This window comes from Glycomyces terrestris, from assembly GCF_003933745.1.
GTDB lineage: Bacteria > Actinomycetota > Actinomycetes > Mycobacteriales > Micromonosporaceae > Glycomyces > Glycomyces terrestris.
In genome coordinates this window covers 1-15,505 of record NZ_RSEB01000008.1, presented here as the reverse complement: position 1 = coordinate 15,505, position 15,505 = coordinate 1, and the positions used below count along the sequence as shown (strand labels likewise).

Annotated in this window: 13 protein-coding genes; 4 read left to right on the top strand and 9 right to left on the bottom strand. The window is 73.3% G+C overall.

Going from position 1 to position 15,505, the window contains the following annotated elements; all coding sequences use genetic code 11:
* The first annotated feature begins 101 nt into the window (after positions 1-101).
* Both EIW28_RS22450 and EIW28_RS22445 read left to right on the top strand, forming a co-directional pair.
* Positions 102-1,547 carry an aldehyde dehydrogenase family protein gene (locus tag EIW28_RS22450; protein WP_125249957.1) on the top strand — a complete coding sequence of 482 codons (1,446 nt, stop codon included), beginning with the start codon at positions 102-104 and terminating at the stop codon, positions 1,545-1,547.
* Between the two features lie 159 nt (positions 1,548-1,706).
* Positions 1,707-2,705 carry a hypothetical protein gene (locus EIW28_RS22445; protein WP_125249956.1) on the top strand — a complete coding sequence of 333 codons (999 nt, stop codon included), beginning with the start codon at positions 1,707-1,709 and terminating at the stop codon, positions 2,703-2,705.
* Between the two features lie 109 nt (positions 2,706-2,814).
* Here EIW28_RS22445 and pstB read toward each other — a convergent pair whose 3' ends face one another.
* From pstB to pdhA, 8 genes are all read right to left on the bottom strand, one after another.
* Complete coding sequence (gene pstB / locus EIW28_RS22440; protein WP_125249955.1) at positions 2,815-3,675, bottom strand: phosphate ABC transporter ATP-binding protein PstB; 861 nt, start codon at positions 3,673-3,675, stop codon at positions 2,815-2,817.
* A gap of 129 nt (positions 3,676-3,804) precedes the next feature.
* The gene (locus tag EIW28_RS22435; RefSeq protein ID WP_125249954.1) at positions 3,805-4,656 is read right to left on the bottom strand and encodes a DUF6042 family protein; all 852 of its coding nucleotides are present in this window, start codon (positions 4,654-4,656) and stop codon (positions 3,805-3,807) included.
* 112 nt (positions 4,657-4,768) lie between these two features.
* Positions 4,769-4,963: a hypothetical protein gene (locus tag EIW28_RS22430; RefSeq protein WP_125249953.1), complete on the bottom strand. Its 195-nt coding sequence runs from the start codon at positions 4,961-4,963 to the stop codon at positions 4,769-4,771.
* A 129-nt stretch (positions 4,964-5,092) separates the two neighbouring features.
* Positions 5,093-6,910 carry an NHL domain-containing thioredoxin family protein gene (locus EIW28_RS22425; RefSeq protein WP_125249952.1) on the bottom strand — a complete coding sequence of 606 codons (1,818 nt, stop codon included), beginning with the start codon at positions 6,908-6,910 and terminating at the stop codon, positions 5,093-5,095.
* Between the two features lie 194 nt (positions 6,911-7,104).
* Positions 7,105-8,508 (bottom strand): hypothetical protein, encoded by a 1,404-nt coding sequence (locus tag EIW28_RS24415; RefSeq protein ID WP_158630508.1) that lies wholly within the window; start codon positions 8,506-8,508, stop codon positions 7,105-7,107.
* 440 nt (positions 8,509-8,948) lie between these two features.
* Positions 8,949-10,286, bottom strand: a complete 1,338-nt coding sequence (locus tag EIW28_RS22415) for a dihydrolipoamide acetyltransferase family protein (RefSeq protein WP_125249951.1) — start codon at positions 10,284-10,286, stop codon at positions 8,949-8,951.
* A gap of 10 nt (positions 10,287-10,296) precedes the next feature.
* Positions 10,297-11,271, bottom strand: a complete 975-nt coding sequence (locus EIW28_RS22410) for an alpha-ketoacid dehydrogenase subunit beta (protein WP_125249950.1) — start codon at positions 11,269-11,271, stop codon at positions 10,297-10,299.
* On the bottom strand, positions 11,268-12,422 hold the full coding sequence (gene pdhA, locus EIW28_RS22405; protein WP_125249949.1) for a pyruvate dehydrogenase (acetyl-transferring) E1 component subunit alpha: 1,155 nt from the start codon (positions 12,420-12,422) through the stop codon (positions 11,268-11,270). The genes EIW28_RS22410 and pdhA overlap by 4 nt, the downstream gene beginning before the upstream one ends.
* 193 nt (positions 12,423-12,615) lie before the next feature.
* Between pdhA and EIW28_RS22400 the strand changes: the two genes are divergently transcribed.
* Complete coding sequence (locus tag EIW28_RS22400; RefSeq protein WP_125249948.1) at positions 12,616-13,245, top strand: hypothetical protein; 630 nt, start codon at positions 12,616-12,618, stop codon at positions 13,243-13,245.
* Between the two features lie 282 nt (positions 13,246-13,527).
* Positions 13,528-14,250: a hypothetical protein gene (locus EIW28_RS22395; RefSeq protein WP_125249947.1), complete on the top strand. Its 723-nt coding sequence runs from the start codon at positions 13,528-13,530 to the stop codon at positions 14,248-14,250.
* A 184-nt stretch (positions 14,251-14,434) separates the two neighbouring features.
* Here the strand turns inward: EIW28_RS22395 and ddaH are convergent, their stop codons facing one another.
* Positions 14,435-15,283 carry a dimethylargininase gene (ddaH, locus tag EIW28_RS22390; RefSeq protein WP_125249946.1) on the bottom strand — a complete coding sequence of 283 codons (849 nt, stop codon included), beginning with the start codon at positions 15,281-15,283 and terminating at the stop codon, positions 14,435-14,437.
* Positions 15,284-15,505: the final 222 nt, after the last annotated feature.

The window sequence follows — 15,505 nt, the reverse complement described above, 5'->3', positions numbered from 1 at the left end:
CTGCCGCGGGAGGGCGGCGGCCGGTGCGGGAGGCCGGGATCGCGCGGATTCGCGCGCCCCAACCGCAGCGCCGCGCGGGCCCGAACCCGTAGGCTGGAGCCATGTCGCAACGTCTCCGTCCCGTTTCGCCGATCTGGGTGGCAGGTCGTCCGCAGCACGGCGAGGAGGAGTTCTTCGTCACCCACCCCTTCGACGACTCCCCTGTGGGCGCCACGTCGTGGGCCACCGCCGGGCAGGTGGAGGCCGCGGTCGCCGCCGCCGCCGGGGCCGCCGCCGAGTGCGCGGCCCTGCCGGCCCACGTGCGGGCCGAGGCGCTCGAGCACGTGCGCCGCCGCCTCGACGAGGAGGCGGAGACGTGCGCCGAGCTCATCACCGCCGAGTCCGGGAAGCCGATCGCGTGGGCGCGCATCGAGGTGCGCCGGGCCGTGTCGGTGTTCCGGTGGGCGGCCGAGGAGGCGCGCCGGTTCGCCGGGGAGGTGCAGCGCCTCGACACCGACCCGTCCGCCGAGGGCCGCCTCGCCCTGGTGCGGCGCTTCCCGCGCGGCCCGGTCCTGGGCATCACCCCGTTCAACTTCCCGCTGAACCTGGTGGCGCACAAGGTCGCGCCCGCGGTCGCGGCCGGGTGCCCGATCGTCCTCAAGCCCGCCCCGGCGACCCCGCTGTCCTCGCTGCACCTGGGCGCCCTGTTCTCCGAGACCGACCTGCCGCCCGCAATGCTGTCGGTGCTGCCGGTCCCCAACCACCGGGCCGAGCAGCTCGTGGACGACCCGCGCCTGCCCGTCGTCTCGTTCACCGGGTCCGGGCCCGTCGGCAGGCAGATCCTCCAGCGCGTCCCCGGCAAGCACGTGACGCTCGAACTCGGCGGGAACGGCGCCGCGCTCGTCGCCGCCGACTACCCGAAGCGGGACTGGGCGGCCGAGCGGATCGCGATGTTCGGGAACTACCAGGCCGGGCAGTCGTGTATCGCCGTGCAGCGCGTGTTCGTCGAGGCGCCCGCCTACGCGGACATGGCGAGCCGGATCGTCGAGCAGGTGAAGGCCCTGCCCTCGGGCGACCCGAACGACCCGTCGTGCAAGGTCGGGCCGCTCATCTCCGCCGAGGCCGCCGAGCGCGTCCAGTCGTGGATCGAGGAGGCCGTCGACGAGGGCGCGAAGGTGCTGTGCGGGGGCGGGCCCCGCCAGGGCGCGCTCGTGGAGCCCACGGTCCTCGCCGACGTGCGCGCGGACGCGAAGGTCCTGCGCGAGGAGGTGTTCGGGCCGGTCCTCGTCCTCGCGAGCGTCGACAGCTTCGAGGCCGGGCTCGCCGCGGTCAACGACTCCCGGTACGGGCTCCAGGCGGGCGTGTTCACCGAGAGCCTCCCGCAGGCGATGCTCGCCCACCGCACCCTCGACGTCGGCGGCGTCGTCATCGGCGACGTGCCCTCGTTCCGGGCCGATCAGATGCCGTACGGCGGCGTCAAGGGCTCCGGGATCGGCCGCGAAGGCGTCCGCTCGGCGATGGAGGACTACACCGTGGAGCGGGTCCTGGTCCTGCCCGAGGCGCTCTGACCCGGGCAGCGGGAGCGGAAGCCGCCGCGAGGTGCGTCACCTCGCAGGGGTGACGGGCCGGGCCGTCAGGGCCGGTACCTCCCCGCGACCTGCGACTTTCGCGCACAGGTTCCCCCCTCCGGGTGGCCGCCGTTGACGAAGCGCTATAGCGTGGCGTATATGACGGTCCCTCCCAACTACGGCCAACCGCCTGAGCAGCCGCAGACCCCCGGGTTCGGCTTCCAGTCGCCGTACAACGGCGGCCAGAGCCCCTACGGGGGCCAGCCGCAGTCCCAGCAGCCCCAGTACGGCTCCGCGCCGCAGTTCGCCGCCGGCCAGTCCGGCGGGCAGCCCCCGTACGGGGCCGAGCCGCCGCCGTACGGCGGGCCGGTCCTGCCGCCCGAGCCGCCCAAGCGCAACTACGCGCTCATCGGCGGGATCATCGTCGGCGCGCTCGTCCTGGTCCTCGGCGGGGTCCTCCTCGTCGCCGTGAACCTCAGCGGGAACCGCGACCAGGACGACCAGGCCGGGGAGGAGACCACGTCCGAGGAGGAGGCGTCGGCGTCCGAGGAGGCCAGCGCCAGCGAGGAGCCCACCGAGGAGGAGCAGCAGGCCGGCTCCGAGGTCGGGATGTGCCTGCCGTACGAGCCGGCCATCGCCGACGGCGGCTACGGCGACGGCCTCGAACTCATCGAGTGCAGCGACGCGACCGCGTTCTGGGAGATCACCGGCCAGTCGTACGACGTGACCGACGTGCCCGTGGACTCGGACGGCTACCTCACCGACTACACCCGGCCGAAGGAGCTGTGCGGCGAGGACTGGGCCGTCCTCAACCCCGGCGACCTGTGGCGGAACTGGCACTACGTGTACTCGGACGGGACCCTGGACTCGCTGTACTGCATCCAGGCGACCGGCATCGCCGACCCGGCCGAGCCCGCGAACACCCCGTACATCCCCGACACCGGGGACTGCTTCTACTCCTCGGACTCGTGGTGGACCACGGACTGCTCCTCCGACCTGGTCGAGTACGAGGTCGTGGGCACCGTCCTCATGGACACGCCGGCCGTCATGAGCGACGACGAGGCCGCGGCGGAGGCGACCTGCGGCGGCGAGTGGTACTGGGAGGTCACCGACTCCGAGGACCGCACGTCGGCGATCCTGTGCGGGAACGACGCCTGACCTGAGACGAGGCGGGGGCGGCCGGGCGGCCGCCCCCGCCTCGTCTCCCGGACGCGAGAACGGCGGCGCGGCCCTTCCGGGCCGCGCCGCCGTCGTTCGTTCTCGGGGCCTAACCGAAGCGGCCGGTGATGTAGTCCTCGGTGCGCGGGTCCGCCGGGTTGGAGAACAGGCGCTGGGTCTCGTCGAACTCGACGAGGAAGCCGAAGCGCTCGCCGGCCTCGTCGACGTCCGCGGAGTAGAACGCGGTCGCGTCGGAGACGCGCGCGGCCTGCTGCATGTTGTGCGTGACGATGACGATCGTGTAGTCCTTGACGAGCTCGTTCATGAGCTCCTCGATGCGGGCCGTGGCGATCGGGTCGAGGGCCGAGCACGGCTCGTCCATGAGCAGGACCTCGGGCTGCACGGCGATCGCGCGGGCGATGCACAGGCGCTGCTGCTGGCCGCCGGAGAGCGCGAGGGCGCTCTTCTTCAGGTTGTCCTTGACCTCGTCCCACAGGGCCGCGCCGCGCAGGGCCTGCTCGACCCGGTCGGCGAGGTTGTCCTTCATGCCGTTGATGCGCAGGCCGTAGGCGACGTTGTCGAAGATCGACTTCGGGAACGGGTTCGCCTTCTGGAACACCATGCCGATGTGGCGGCGGACGGCGATCGGGTCGACGCCGGAGCCGTAGATGTCCTTGCCGTGGAAGGTGATCTCGCCGGTGACCTTCGCGCCGGGGATGAGGTCGTTCATGCGGTTGATCGACCGCAGGACCGTGGACTTGCCGCAGCCGGAGGGGCCGATCATCGCGGTGATCTGGTTGCGCGCGACGGGCAGGGAGACGTCGCGGACCGCGTGGGTCCGCCCGTAGTGCACGCCGACGCCCTTGAGCTCGATGACCGTCTCGGTCGCGACGGGCGACGCGGTCCGGCCCTGGGGGGCCAGGCCCGCGATGGGCGCCCTGGTCTTGGCGCCAGTCTCGTTCACGGTCACGCGTGCTCCAATCACCGATCGTCAACCGCCGTTAACGTGTCCTGCCCTCATAGAACGCCATGCAGGTGCACGACGGGGGGCCAACAGGTGAACTGGCGGTGAATGGGGTGCGGTGGCGGTCACGCCCGCTCAGGCGTGCTCGGGCGGCAGCAGCTCGTCGTTCGGGTAGCCGCCGAGGAGGTCGTCGGAGGCGGTGAGCGTGAACTCCTCGCCGACGGGGACGGCGCCCAGGTCGACCGAGCCGGCGACGTCGCCGTCCTCGGCGAGCTCCATGAGCATCCCGCGGATGACGGGGGCGGGGACGCCCGCGTCGTCGGCGAGCGCCGCGAGCGAGACCTGCACGGTGGCGGACTTGGCGTTCCCCGGCAGCGTGAAGCGGCCCTCGTCGTCGAACTCGTAGTCGACGCCGCCGACGCGGCGGATCGCGATCGCGGTGAGCTCCTCGAGGTCGCCGCGCTGGTCGGCGGCCTCCTCGATGGCCTCGAGCTTGTCGAAGGAGAGGACGTCGAAGGGGTTGATGTACAGCTGCGGGGCGACGTACATGACGCCGTCGCGCTGCTCGGACCGGTACAGGCCGAGGGCGAGGAGGAATTCGAGCAGGTCGCGCACGGTGTGCGGGACGGGCAGGCCGGCGCGGCGGCAGTGGGTGGTGAAGGTGTCGATGCGCTCGCTGCGCTCGGCGGTGGCCCGGTCGTACTCCTCGCGGGCCTCCTTCTCGACGACTTCGGCGGAGGCGCCGAGGTGGTGCTCGGAGGCTTCGGCGATCCAGTCGTCGACGTCGCCGGGGTCGCACCAGACGGGCTCGTTCCAGATGTCGTCCTCGGGGAAGGCGTCGGCCCACCAGCCGGCCGGGAACGGGTTCAGGGAGGGGACGGTGCGGAACAGCTCGATGCTGCACGGCATGATGCGGATCCACGCGGGGTGCATCGGGGCTTGGACCGGGCCGGACTCGTCGCCGAAGGGCCGCTCGAAAGATTCCACGCCTCGACCGTATCAGCGCGCGGGGACGGCGCCGCGCCGCCGGGACGCGACTTCGCTTTCAGCGTAGCGGTGCGGCGGGGCCGTCCCGGGCCGCCCGGAGGGCCGGGTCCGGCTACCCGTTCGACCGGATGGCGGAGAGGTCGGGCTCGAACTCGGCGAGGCCGCCGAAGGCGTCGGGGGTGAGGTACTCGAAGGTGCGGGCCTGCTGCTCGAGCAGCCGGCCCACGGTGACGATCTGGTCGGCGGCGTTGAGCACCAGCCAGTGCTCGTACTCGGCGTAGCGTTCTTCGACCGGAGCCAAGGTCACTGCGGCTTCCTCCCTGATGTGCCTGCGGTCAATGGTGCGATCGGGATTCAACGTAGTGCGCCGTGAGCCGCGCACGGATTCATGACACGCGTCGCGGCCGAAATACGCGGGCCGATCGCACCGCCGGGTTCAGGATCGCAGAACGAGTTTCAGGGTCGACACCCCGTCCCCGGTGACCTCGACCGGCACGCCCCAGTCCTGGCGGGTGAGGTGGCAGGCGGGGTGCTCGGCGTCGGCGTCGCAGGTCGCAGCCTGTGCGACGACCTGGAGGACGCCCCGCTCGACGCCGTCGGCGAGGACGAGGTCGCGGCCGAGGTCCTCGGTGCGGCCGGCGCCCTCGGCGAGGAGGTGGGGCGGGTCGGCGGAGACGGTCACCTGGACGGGCGAGCCGAAGGTGTGGTCGAGCTTCTGCCCGGCGGCGGGCTCGAAGAGGACGTCGAGGCGCAGCCGCCCGGGGGCGACCCTGGTGCGCTTGCGGGTGACCCGGTGGTGCTGCCCGGCGACGGCGGCCTCGGACAGGTCGGGGGCGGTGAGGCGGTGCGCGGCCGACTCGACCACGACGACCCGGTCCCCCAGGGGGAGGACGTCGCTGGGTTCGGCGAGGCCGGAGGCGAGGGTGGCGACCTCGCCGGTCGCGGGGTCGTAGGCGCGCAGGGCGCCGTTGTAGGTGTCGGCGACGGCGACGCGGCCGTCGGGGAGGACGGCGACGCCGAGCGGGTGCTGCATGAGCGCGTCGGCGGCGGGGCCGTCGACGTGCCCGAAGTCGAACAGGCCCTGGCCGACGACGGTGCGCATCTCGCCGTCCTCGACGTACCGGAGCGCGGAGGTCTCGGCGTCGGCGATCCACAGCCGTTCGCCGTCGGCGGCGAGGCCGGAGGGCTGGGCCATCCACACCTGGTCGAGGGGGCCGTCCTTGAGGCTCTCGACGGTGGTCCCGGCGTAGACGCGGGCGGTGCCGGCGACCGGGTCGAAGGACCAGAGCTGGTGGATCCCGGCCATCGCGACGATCACCTCGCCGTCGTACCAGGCGAGGTCCCACGGGGAGGAGAGGTCGACCTCGAGGGCGGCGTCGGTGCCGGCGTCGGTGCGCCACTGCCGCCCGGTGCCGGCGACCGTGACGGTCTCGCCGGTCGCGAGGCGCACGCCGCGCAGGAGGTGGTTGACGGTGTCGGCGACGACGAGGTCGTAGCCGGCCCGCGCGGCGACGTCCGCGGGGAGGAGGACGAGGCCCTGCGGCTCGTTGAACTCGGGGGCGGCCCCGTCGGCGCGGCCGCGCTCCCCGGTGCCGATGACGGCCTCGACGGTGGCGAGGTCGGGGGCGAGGCGCACGAGGCGGTGGCGGGCCGAGTCGGAGACGAGGACGCCGCCGCCGGGGAGCGCGATCGCCTTGCCGGGGAAGCGGAGCGCGGTCTCGGCGGGCGGGGCGGCCACGTACGGGGAGCCCTCGGGGTCGAGGGTGCCCTTCGCGGTGTGGGTGGCGACGAGGTCGCCGACGATCCGGTCGAGGGCCTCGAGGTGGCCCTCGCCGGCCATGTGGGAGACGACGTAGCCCTCGGGGTCGAGGACGACGAGCGTGGGCCAGGCGCGGGCGGCGTAGGCGTCCCAGGTCTTCAGGTCGGGGTCGTCGAGGACGGGGTGCTCGACGCCGTACCGCTCGACGGCGGCGGCGAGCGCCTGCGGGTCGCGCTCGTGCTCGAACTTCGGGGAGTGGACGCCGACGACGACGAGCGCGTCGCCGTACTTCGCTTCGAGGGGGCGGAGCTCGTCGAGGACGTGCAGGCAGTTGATGCAGCAGAAGGTCCAGAAGTCGAGGACCACGATCTTGCCGCGGAGGCTCTCGAGGTCGAGCCGGGCGCCGCCGGTGTTGAGCCAGCCGCGGCCTTCGAGCCGGGCCGCGCGCACGCGGGACGTGGTCTTGGGGGAGGCCGCCTTCGGAGTCGGTGTCACCGGGCGAGCCTAGCTCGCGCGGCCCCCCGCGCGGCCCCGCTCGGCCGCTTCGCGAACGAGGCTCACAATGCGGCGCTGGGCCGGCGGGAGCTCCCGCCGGCCCAGCGCCGATGTCGTACCCCCGGGGTATTTTTGAACCAGGGGTCCCTTAAGCCGGATTTATCGCCATATATCGGCTTTTCAGATGGTCTGACCTACTCGTCGGCCGGTGATTCGGAGGCCTCGCCGCCGCCTTCGCCGTCCTCGGGGGCGCCGAGGAGGCTGAGGCAGTAGACGTCCTCGCCCACGGTGAGGGTCTCGCGGCCCGCGTCGGCGCAGACCTGGCCGTCGTCGACCTTGTCGACGATCTCGTAGTCCTCGCCGTCGACGGCATCGGCGCACTCGATCGCCTCGGCCTGGTCGCCGCTGGTGTGGCGGACGCAGCCGCCCTCCTCGAACTTCGGCGCGGCGAACAACAGGAAGTAGACGGCCGCGGCGGCGCCGAGCAGGACCAGGACGCCCACGACCGCGAGGATCGGGACCAGGCCCTTCTTGCGGCCGCCGCCCTCGGCGGCGGGCGCGGGCGGGTACTGGCCCGCCGGGACCGAGCTGGTCGCCAGGCCCGGCTGCGGGTACTGCGGGGCCTGCTGCGGCTGGGACGGCGCCGGCTGCGCGGGCGACCCGTACGCCGACGGCGGCGCCGGCGGCTCGCTGTACGGGTTGTGCGCGCCGATGATGAGCTTCTGCGTGTCGTCCGAGTGCACGGGCGGCTGCGGCGGGGGCTGCTGGGCCGCCGGCGGCTGGTAGACCGGCTGCTGCGGCTGCTGGTACGGCTGCTGCGCGGGCGGGGGCGGCGGCACCGCGCCCGGCGGGACCTGGTTCGCGAGCGGGTTCGGCGGCGGGGAGGGCCAGGCCGAGGGGGACGCGGGCGAGGGCCCGGCCTGCGGCTGGTCGCCGTACGGCGGGGGCGCGTTGAAGCCCGAGACGCCCTGCGGCGGCAGGACCTGGGTGCTCTCCTCGACCGGGTCCGGCGCGGGGGCGGGCGGCGCGGCGGGCGCCTGCTGCGGCTGCGAGGGGCCGAGGCGCAGGATCTGGGTGCCGTCCTCGTCGAACTGCGGCGCCGGGGGCGGCGTCTGGACCGCGGGCGCCTCGAACGCGGGCGGCGGGACCTGCGCGGGGGCGGCGGGGATGTCGACGTCGAGCGCCCGCGGGACCGCCTGCGTCGCACCGTCGTCGACGGACGGCGGCTCGGCGGCGGCCGGGGGCTCGGGGGCCGGCTCCGCGGCGGGGGCGGGCGGCACGTCCGCGTCGGCGAGGGCCGCGGCGGGGACCGACTCGGTCGCGCCGTCGTCGACCGTCGGCGCGGGCGCGGGCTCGGCGGCGGGCGCCGGGGCCTCCTCGGCCGCGGGGGCGGCCTCCGCGGCGGGGCGCTCCGGCTCGGCGGGGCCCGCGTCCGGCGCCGGGGCGTCGGCCTCGGGAGCGCTCGCGGCCTGCTCGGCGGCCCCGCTCTCCGCGGCCGGGGCCTCGGCGGCGCCGCTCTCGGCACCGGCCTGGTCGGCTGCGCTCTGGTCGTCAGGGGCCTCGCCCTTTGCGGGCGGGTTGCCTTGCTCGGAGGTCACGGCTGCTCCTCAATGCTGCTTCCGGCCTGGCGTCTTGGGGGCACGCCAGACGGCAACACGGTACCGCAGCGACGCCAGCGTTCACTCGACAGGGTTGAACACGCAGGCGGTGCGGCGGTGGAGAAAGGAGGGTGGACCGCCCGGAGGGCAGAGAAAAGGCCGGGCGCCAGCGGTTGCCCACCCCTCATGGCAATCGCGGCGCCCGGCCGGTGTGAGAACCCCCTGGAGAGGGTCTCCGCAGTGTGGCGACTCGGCGCTGTCGTCCACACCAATGGGAGGAGATAAAGTTCGCGGTCCCTGTGCCCCTTGGGGTTCGCGGCTTGCGAGCTCCCTCGGGAATCGAGACGCGGAAACTTCGAAGTTATGTTTCCTCGTTGTTTCCGTGCCTCAATTACAACACCGAACGGGAAGATCCGCCAACGATTCGCTGGTGCGCTTGATCACGTCCAGGCGAGCAGCGTTTCCCCAGGGTGCGCCAGGAACGCCCCGACGTCGGCGAGGAACTGCGAGCCGAGCTCCCCGTCGATGAGCCGGTGGTCGAACGACAGCCCGAGCGTCGTCACCTGGCGCACGGCGATCTCGCCCTCGTGGACCCACGGCTGCGGCCGGACCGCGCCGAACACGAGGATCGCCGACTCGCCGGGCGGCAGGATCGGGGTGCCGGTGTCGATGCCGAAGACGCCCACGTTCGTGATCGAGATCGTCCCGCCGGCCATGTCGGCCGGCGTGGTCTTCCCGTCCCGGGCGGTGCGGGCCAGCGAGGTGAGGGCCTCGGCCAGCTCGACCAGGCTCAGGTCCTGGGCGGCCTTGACGTTCGGGACGACCAGGCCGCGCGGGGTGGCGGCGGCGATGCCGAGGTTCACGTCGTGCTTGACGACGATCTCCTGGGCGGCCTCGTCCCACTGGGCGTTGATCATCGGGTGGCGGCGGGCGGCCAGGAGGACCGCCTTGGCGACGAACAGCAGCGGCGTGACCTTGACGTCGGCGAACTCCTTGCGCGCCTTGAACTCCTTGACGGTCGCCATCATGCCGGTGACGTCGCAGGTGAGGAACACGGTGGCGTGCGGCGCGGTGAACGCCGACGCGACCATGTTCTGCGCGGTCAGCTTGCGCACGCCCTTGATGGGGATGCGCTGGTCCTGGCCGGTCGCGGTGGCACGCGGCGGCGCGGCCGCGGCGGCCGGGGCCCCGACGGCCGCCTCGACGTCGGCGCGCGAGACCGTCCCGTTCGGACCGGTCGGCACGACCGAGGCGAGGTCGACGCCGAGGTCCTTGGCGAGCTTGCGGACCGGCGGCTTGGCGAGCACCGGGCCGGCGGGCGCCGGCGCGGCCGGAGCCGCGGGAGCCGGGGGCGGCGTGACCGGCGTGATCACCGACGGCGGGGTCACCGGGGCGAGCGACTGCGGCGCCTCGGCGGCGGGGGCCGCGGGGGCCGCGCCCTTGCGCCGGCGGCGCTTGGAGCTGGCCTCGCGGGCGCCGTAGCCGACGAGGTTCGGCGTGCGCTCCTCCTTCTGCGGGGCGGGGGCGTCGGCGCCCTCGACCTCGAAGGTGGCGAGCGGCTTGCCGACGTCGACCGTGGTGCCGGCCTCGGCGTGGTGCTCGGCGAGCACCCCGTCGTACGGGCTGGGGACCTCGACGAGGGCCTTCGCGGTCTCGACCTCGACGAACGGCTGGTTGAGCTTCACCTCGCCGCCGGGCTCGACGAGCCAGGCCGCGACCTCGCCCTCGGTGAGCCCCTCGCCGAGGTCGGGCAGGTTGAACGTGATCTTCTGTCCCATGTGCTCCTCCTCAGTGCTCGAGGGACCGGTCGACGGCGTCGAGCACGCGGTCCAGGTTCGGAAGGTAGTCGTCTTCGAGGCGGCTCGCCGGATAAGGGACGTCATAGCCGGTCACCCGCAGGACGGGCGCCTCGAGGGAGTAGAAGCACTCCTCGGTGAGGCGGGCGGCGACCTCCGCGCCGATGCCGACGTTCCCGGGCGCCTCGTGGACGACGACGGCCCGGCCGGTCTTGCGGACCGACGCGAACAGCGGCTCCCAGTCGATCGGGGACAGCGACCGCAGGTCGACGACCTCGAGGTCGAGGCCCTCCTCGGCGGCGGCCTTGGCGGCGTTCTCGGCCACGTCCACGGTGGGGCCGTAGGCGATGAGCGTCGCGGTGCGGCCCTCGCGGAGGGTGCGGGCCCGGTACAGGCCGAGCCCGGGGTTCTCGGTGTCGACCTCGCCCTTGGCGTGGTAGCGGCGCTTGGGCTCGAAGAAGACCACCGGGTCGTCCCCGGCGGCGGCCTGCTGGATCATCCAGTAGGCGTCGGCGGGGTTGGAGCAGGTGACGACCTTCAGGCCCGCGGTGTGCGCGAAGTACGCCTCGGGGGACTCGGAGTGGTGCTCGATCGCGCCGATGCCGCCGCCGTAGGGGATGCGGACGACGACGGGCAGGCGCACGCGCCCGCCGGAGCGGTTGGGGATCTTCGCGAGCTGCGAGACGAGCTGGTCGAACGCGGGGTAGACGAAGCCGTCGAACTGGATCTCGCAGATCGGCCGGTAGCCGCGCATGGCCAGGCCGATCGCGGTGCCGATGATCCCGGACTCGGCGAGCGGGGTGTCGATGATGCGGTCGGCGCCGAAGTCCTTCTGGAGGCCGTCGGTGACGCGGAAGACGCCGCCGAGGCGGCCCACGTCCTCACCCATGACCAGCGACTTGGGCTGGTCCTCGAGGACGCGGCGGAGCCCCTCGTTGAGGCCCTTGATCATGGACATCGTCGTCATCGGGGGTCGCTCCCGTCTTCGAGGGAGGCCTGCAACTCGACCGCCTCCGCGCGCTGGGCCGCGATGCCGGCGGGCATCTCGGCGTACACGTTGTCGAACATCTCGGTCACCTCGGGGTCGGTCAGCGCCATGACGCGGGCGCGGAGCGCCCGGACCTGCTCGCCGGCCTCGGTGTCGATCTCGGCGAAGTACGCCTCGTCGGCCAGGCCCTCGGCCGCCAGCCACTTGCGGTAGCGGACGATCGGGTCCTTGGCCCGCCAGAAGTCCAGCTCGGCCTCGTCGCGGTAGCGGGTGGCGTCGTCGGACGTGGTGTGCGGCTGCATGCGGTAGGTGTAGGCCTCGATGAGGCTGGGGCCCTCGCCGCGGCGGGCGCGGTCGAGCGCGTCCCGGGTGACCGCGTAGGTCGCGAGGACGTCGTTGCCGTCCACGAAGATCCCGGGCACGCCGAAGCCCTCGGCGCGGCGGTACGGCGGGAGTCGGAACTGGCGCGCGTTGGTCTCCGAGATCGCGTACTGGTTGTTCTGGCAGAAGAACACCAGCGGGGAGTTGAACACCCCGGCCCACACGAGCGCCTCGTTGAAGTCGCCCTCGCTGGTCGCGCCGTCGCCGTGGTAGACGATGACGGCCTCGCCGTCCTCGGTGCCGACCGCGCCGTCCATGGCGACGCCCATGGCGTACCCGGCGGCGTGGAGGGTCTGCGAGGCGATGACGATCGCGTACATGTTGAAGCGGTCGGCGACCGTGTCGCGGCCGCCGAGGTCGGTGCCGCGGAAGAGCGCGAACGCCGAGATCAGGTCGATGCCCCGGCACCACTGGACGCCGAGCTCCCGGTACGCCGGGAAGACGGTGTCCTGGGGCTTGAGGGCCCGGCCGGAGCCGATCTGGGCGGCCTCCTGGCCGAGGAGGCTCGGCCACAGGCCGAGCTGGCCCTGGCGCTGGAGGGCGGTGCCCTGCGCGTCCAGTTCGCGGGTGATGACGAGGTCGCGGTAGAGGCCGCGGTACTCCTCGTCGGTCAGGTCGATGTCGTAGTCGGGATGCTTGACTCGGCCGCCCTCCGGGGAGAGCAGCTGCACGAACTGTGGTTCGTTCGTCGAGGCGGGTTTCGGACGGCTCTTGGCCGCCTTCTTGGCTGGACGCTGTGTGTCGCCCATTGATGCCTCCTCATATTCGTATTCCGGTACATCCAAGCATCCCAAAGTCCTGGGCGGTGCGCGTCACACCCATCACCCGATTACCATTCGGGACTGAAGTCTGACACTGAGTAGCCGAGGACCGTCGATTCATCGACATCATGGGCCCTGAACGGCCGTTTCGTCGCACGGGGGTGGCGGGAAGGAGCGCGCAGTGCGCGGCAGAGGCAGCGACCTGGGGGGACGCTGGCCGGTGGGGATCTGGTTCGCACTGGTCGGGGTCAGCGCCGGGACCGTGGCGTCCTTCGCGATGCTCGGCTGGACCTTCACCCGCGGGCTCTACACCGGCGGCGAAGCGGACGAACCGGTCCAGATCGACTCCGGGACCGTGATCATCGAGGGCGAGGAGCCGCCCGCCGAACCCGGCGACGTCGAGGGCCTCGCCGGCGGCGACCCGCTCCCCGAGGGCCTGGCCGAACCTGGCGCGGGCGTGGACCCCGAGCCGGCCGAACCGCAGGCCGAGCCGCTTCCCGAACCCGCGGACGAGCCCGGGCCGCCGGTCGAGTCGGACCCCGTGGAGGAGGGCGGCGAGCAGTCCGAGCCGCCGAAGCTGGTGCCGGTCGAGGAGGAGCCGCCGTGCGACCCCGGGGAGTCGACCGGCGAGCCAGCGCCGGACTGGGACGACTGGCAGGACGATTGGGAGAGCGACTGGCCCGGAGAATGGGGCGGCCCCGGCTGGGACTGGAGCCGGGAGGAGCGCGGCGCCGGGACCGACCCCGCGCCCGAACTCGAACTGGAACTCGAACTCCAAGCGCCGCAAGCGACTCCGACCGACGAGGACTGAGACTCGGCCCCGCGAAGGCGCGGCCTCGTGCCGCGCCCGCCGCTCGATCCGGCCCGCGGGTCGCGGCCGCTCAGGGCCGGGAACCCCGCTTTCCCCGGCGTCTCGGCCGTCGAGGCCGTGAACCCCGCTCGCCCGAAGGAGTGAGATGTGGGGAAGGCCACCCCGCAGCCGTAACCTGCATATGCGGATTTCCGTTACCCCCTTCGAGAGCGCGTCGCCGAGCGATCAACGCGCTCACGGATCTAGGTGGGGTACAAGCATATGGATCTCTTCTCACGCAGCATGCTGGCGTGTTCGGCCGAGGCCGGACTGACCACGACGGCACTGGCCCGGCACGTCCCGCTCCTTCGCCGCAACATCGGGGCCGGCGACCAGGTGTCGCTGCTGAGCCGCTGCGTCGGCTCCGACGGCCTCGGCAGCGGCGACCACGTCCTCATGCTCACCGGCCAGCGCCTGGTGGTGACCCGCCAGTCGCGGCTGCTCGGCCGGGTCCGGCTGTGCCTCGACGCACCGGTGGCGGCGATCGAGAACCTCCGGTGGTCGGCCGACCCGGCGGGTCCGGGCGTCGAGCTCAACTTCACGGTCCTGGAGGGCCCGCACGCGACCGAGCCGCGCCGCTGGCACTTCTGGCTCCCGGCGACGCACGCGAAGCGGGTGTGGCGGGTGGACGCCCTGCTCGCGCGCGCGTTCCGCCGCCCGAAGGCGACGGCCGGCCCGGCCGGGAAGCCGCGGTCGCAGCGCGTGAACCCGCTGCTGTCCCCCAGCGGGGTCTTCCCGGTGGTCCCGGCGCCGGCGTTCGAGGAGGTCTTCCCGTCGAGCCCGCTGCGCATGGACGAGACGGTGCGCCTGGTGCGGCCGCTGGTCGCGGCGGTCGACGTCCCGCACGGCCACGTGCCGGCCCCGCGGTCGGCGTGCGCCTCGTCCGAGCCGCGCCGCCCTGCGACGCTTCCTCCGGTGCCGAGCCCGCTGCCGCTGGGCCCGGCGCCCAAGCTGGCCGCCGCCTGACGGCGCCCCGGGCCCGCGCGGCCCGGCATGAGACCAGGGTGCGGGCCGCGGCGGCGGTTGGACGCCTGCCGTGGCAGGACGCGGCCCGCACCCTCGCGGATGAACGGGGCCGGTGCGACATCGTCGCACCGGCCCCGTTGCGGGTCTTGCGGTTCCGGGCCGGTTCAGGCCCGGCCCGGGGGTGTCAGCGCCGGAGTTCGGCGGTGCAGCACTTGACGGAGCCGCCGCCCTTCTTGAGTTCGGAGAGGTCGACGGGGACGGGTTCGTACCCGGCGTCGCGGAGCTTGCGGGCCATGCCTTCGGCTTCGGCGTTGACGACGACGTTGCGGCCGTCGGAGACGAAGTTGAGGCCGAATCCGGCGGCGTCCTCGGCGTCGGCGATGACGGCGTCGGGGAAGAGCCGCTCGAGGAGCAGGCGGCTGCCGGGGGCGAAGGCTTCGGGGAAGTAGGCGATGTTGTCGTCGTCGAGGGGGGCGAGGGCGGTGTCGAGGTGGTAGTAGCGGGGGTCGACCAGGCGCAGCGAGACGACCTGGCGGCCGAACACGTCGGCGGCCTCGGCGTGGGCGCGGGCGTCGGTGCGGAAGCCCCAGCCGGCGAGGATCAGGCCGCGGCCGGGCAGGTAGGTGAAGTCGCCTTCGCCTTCGTTGATGTGCTCGGGTTCGGCGAAGGCCCAGCCGGAGGTGCGGTACCACTTCTCGTGGGCGTCGGCCTCGGGCCGGCGCTCGGGGTGGCGGAAGCTCGCGCCGTAGGCGATGCCGTCGACGACGAAGGCGCCGTTGGCGGCGTAGACCATGTCGGGCAGGCCGGGCTCGGGTTCGAGGCGGAGGACCTCGTGGCCGAGGCCGGTGTAGATGTCGGCGAGCTCTTCCCACTGGGCGCAGGCGAGTGCGGCGTCGACGGGGGCGGTGGTGTCCATCCACGGGTTGATGGCGTACTCCACCGCGTAGTAGGCGGGGCGGCACATGAGGTACGTGCGGCGACCGGGCGACCGGGTCGCGGTCACCTGGTCAGGTGAAGAACGGTGTTTCTCCATTGCGCGAGTGTAGACAGCCGAGGCCCCTGATTCCGAGCCCGGAACCCCTCGACACACGGGAGTGTGACCAAACCGCCTCGTTCCCTGCCTCAACAGGGCCTTTGCCCTCCCCCGAACGGCCACCGATCGCCCGCTGAACCTCTCTCTCTCTCTCTCTCTCTCCCCCCCCCCCCCCCCCCCCCCCCCCCCCCCCCCCCCCCCCCCCCCCCCCCCCCCCCCCCC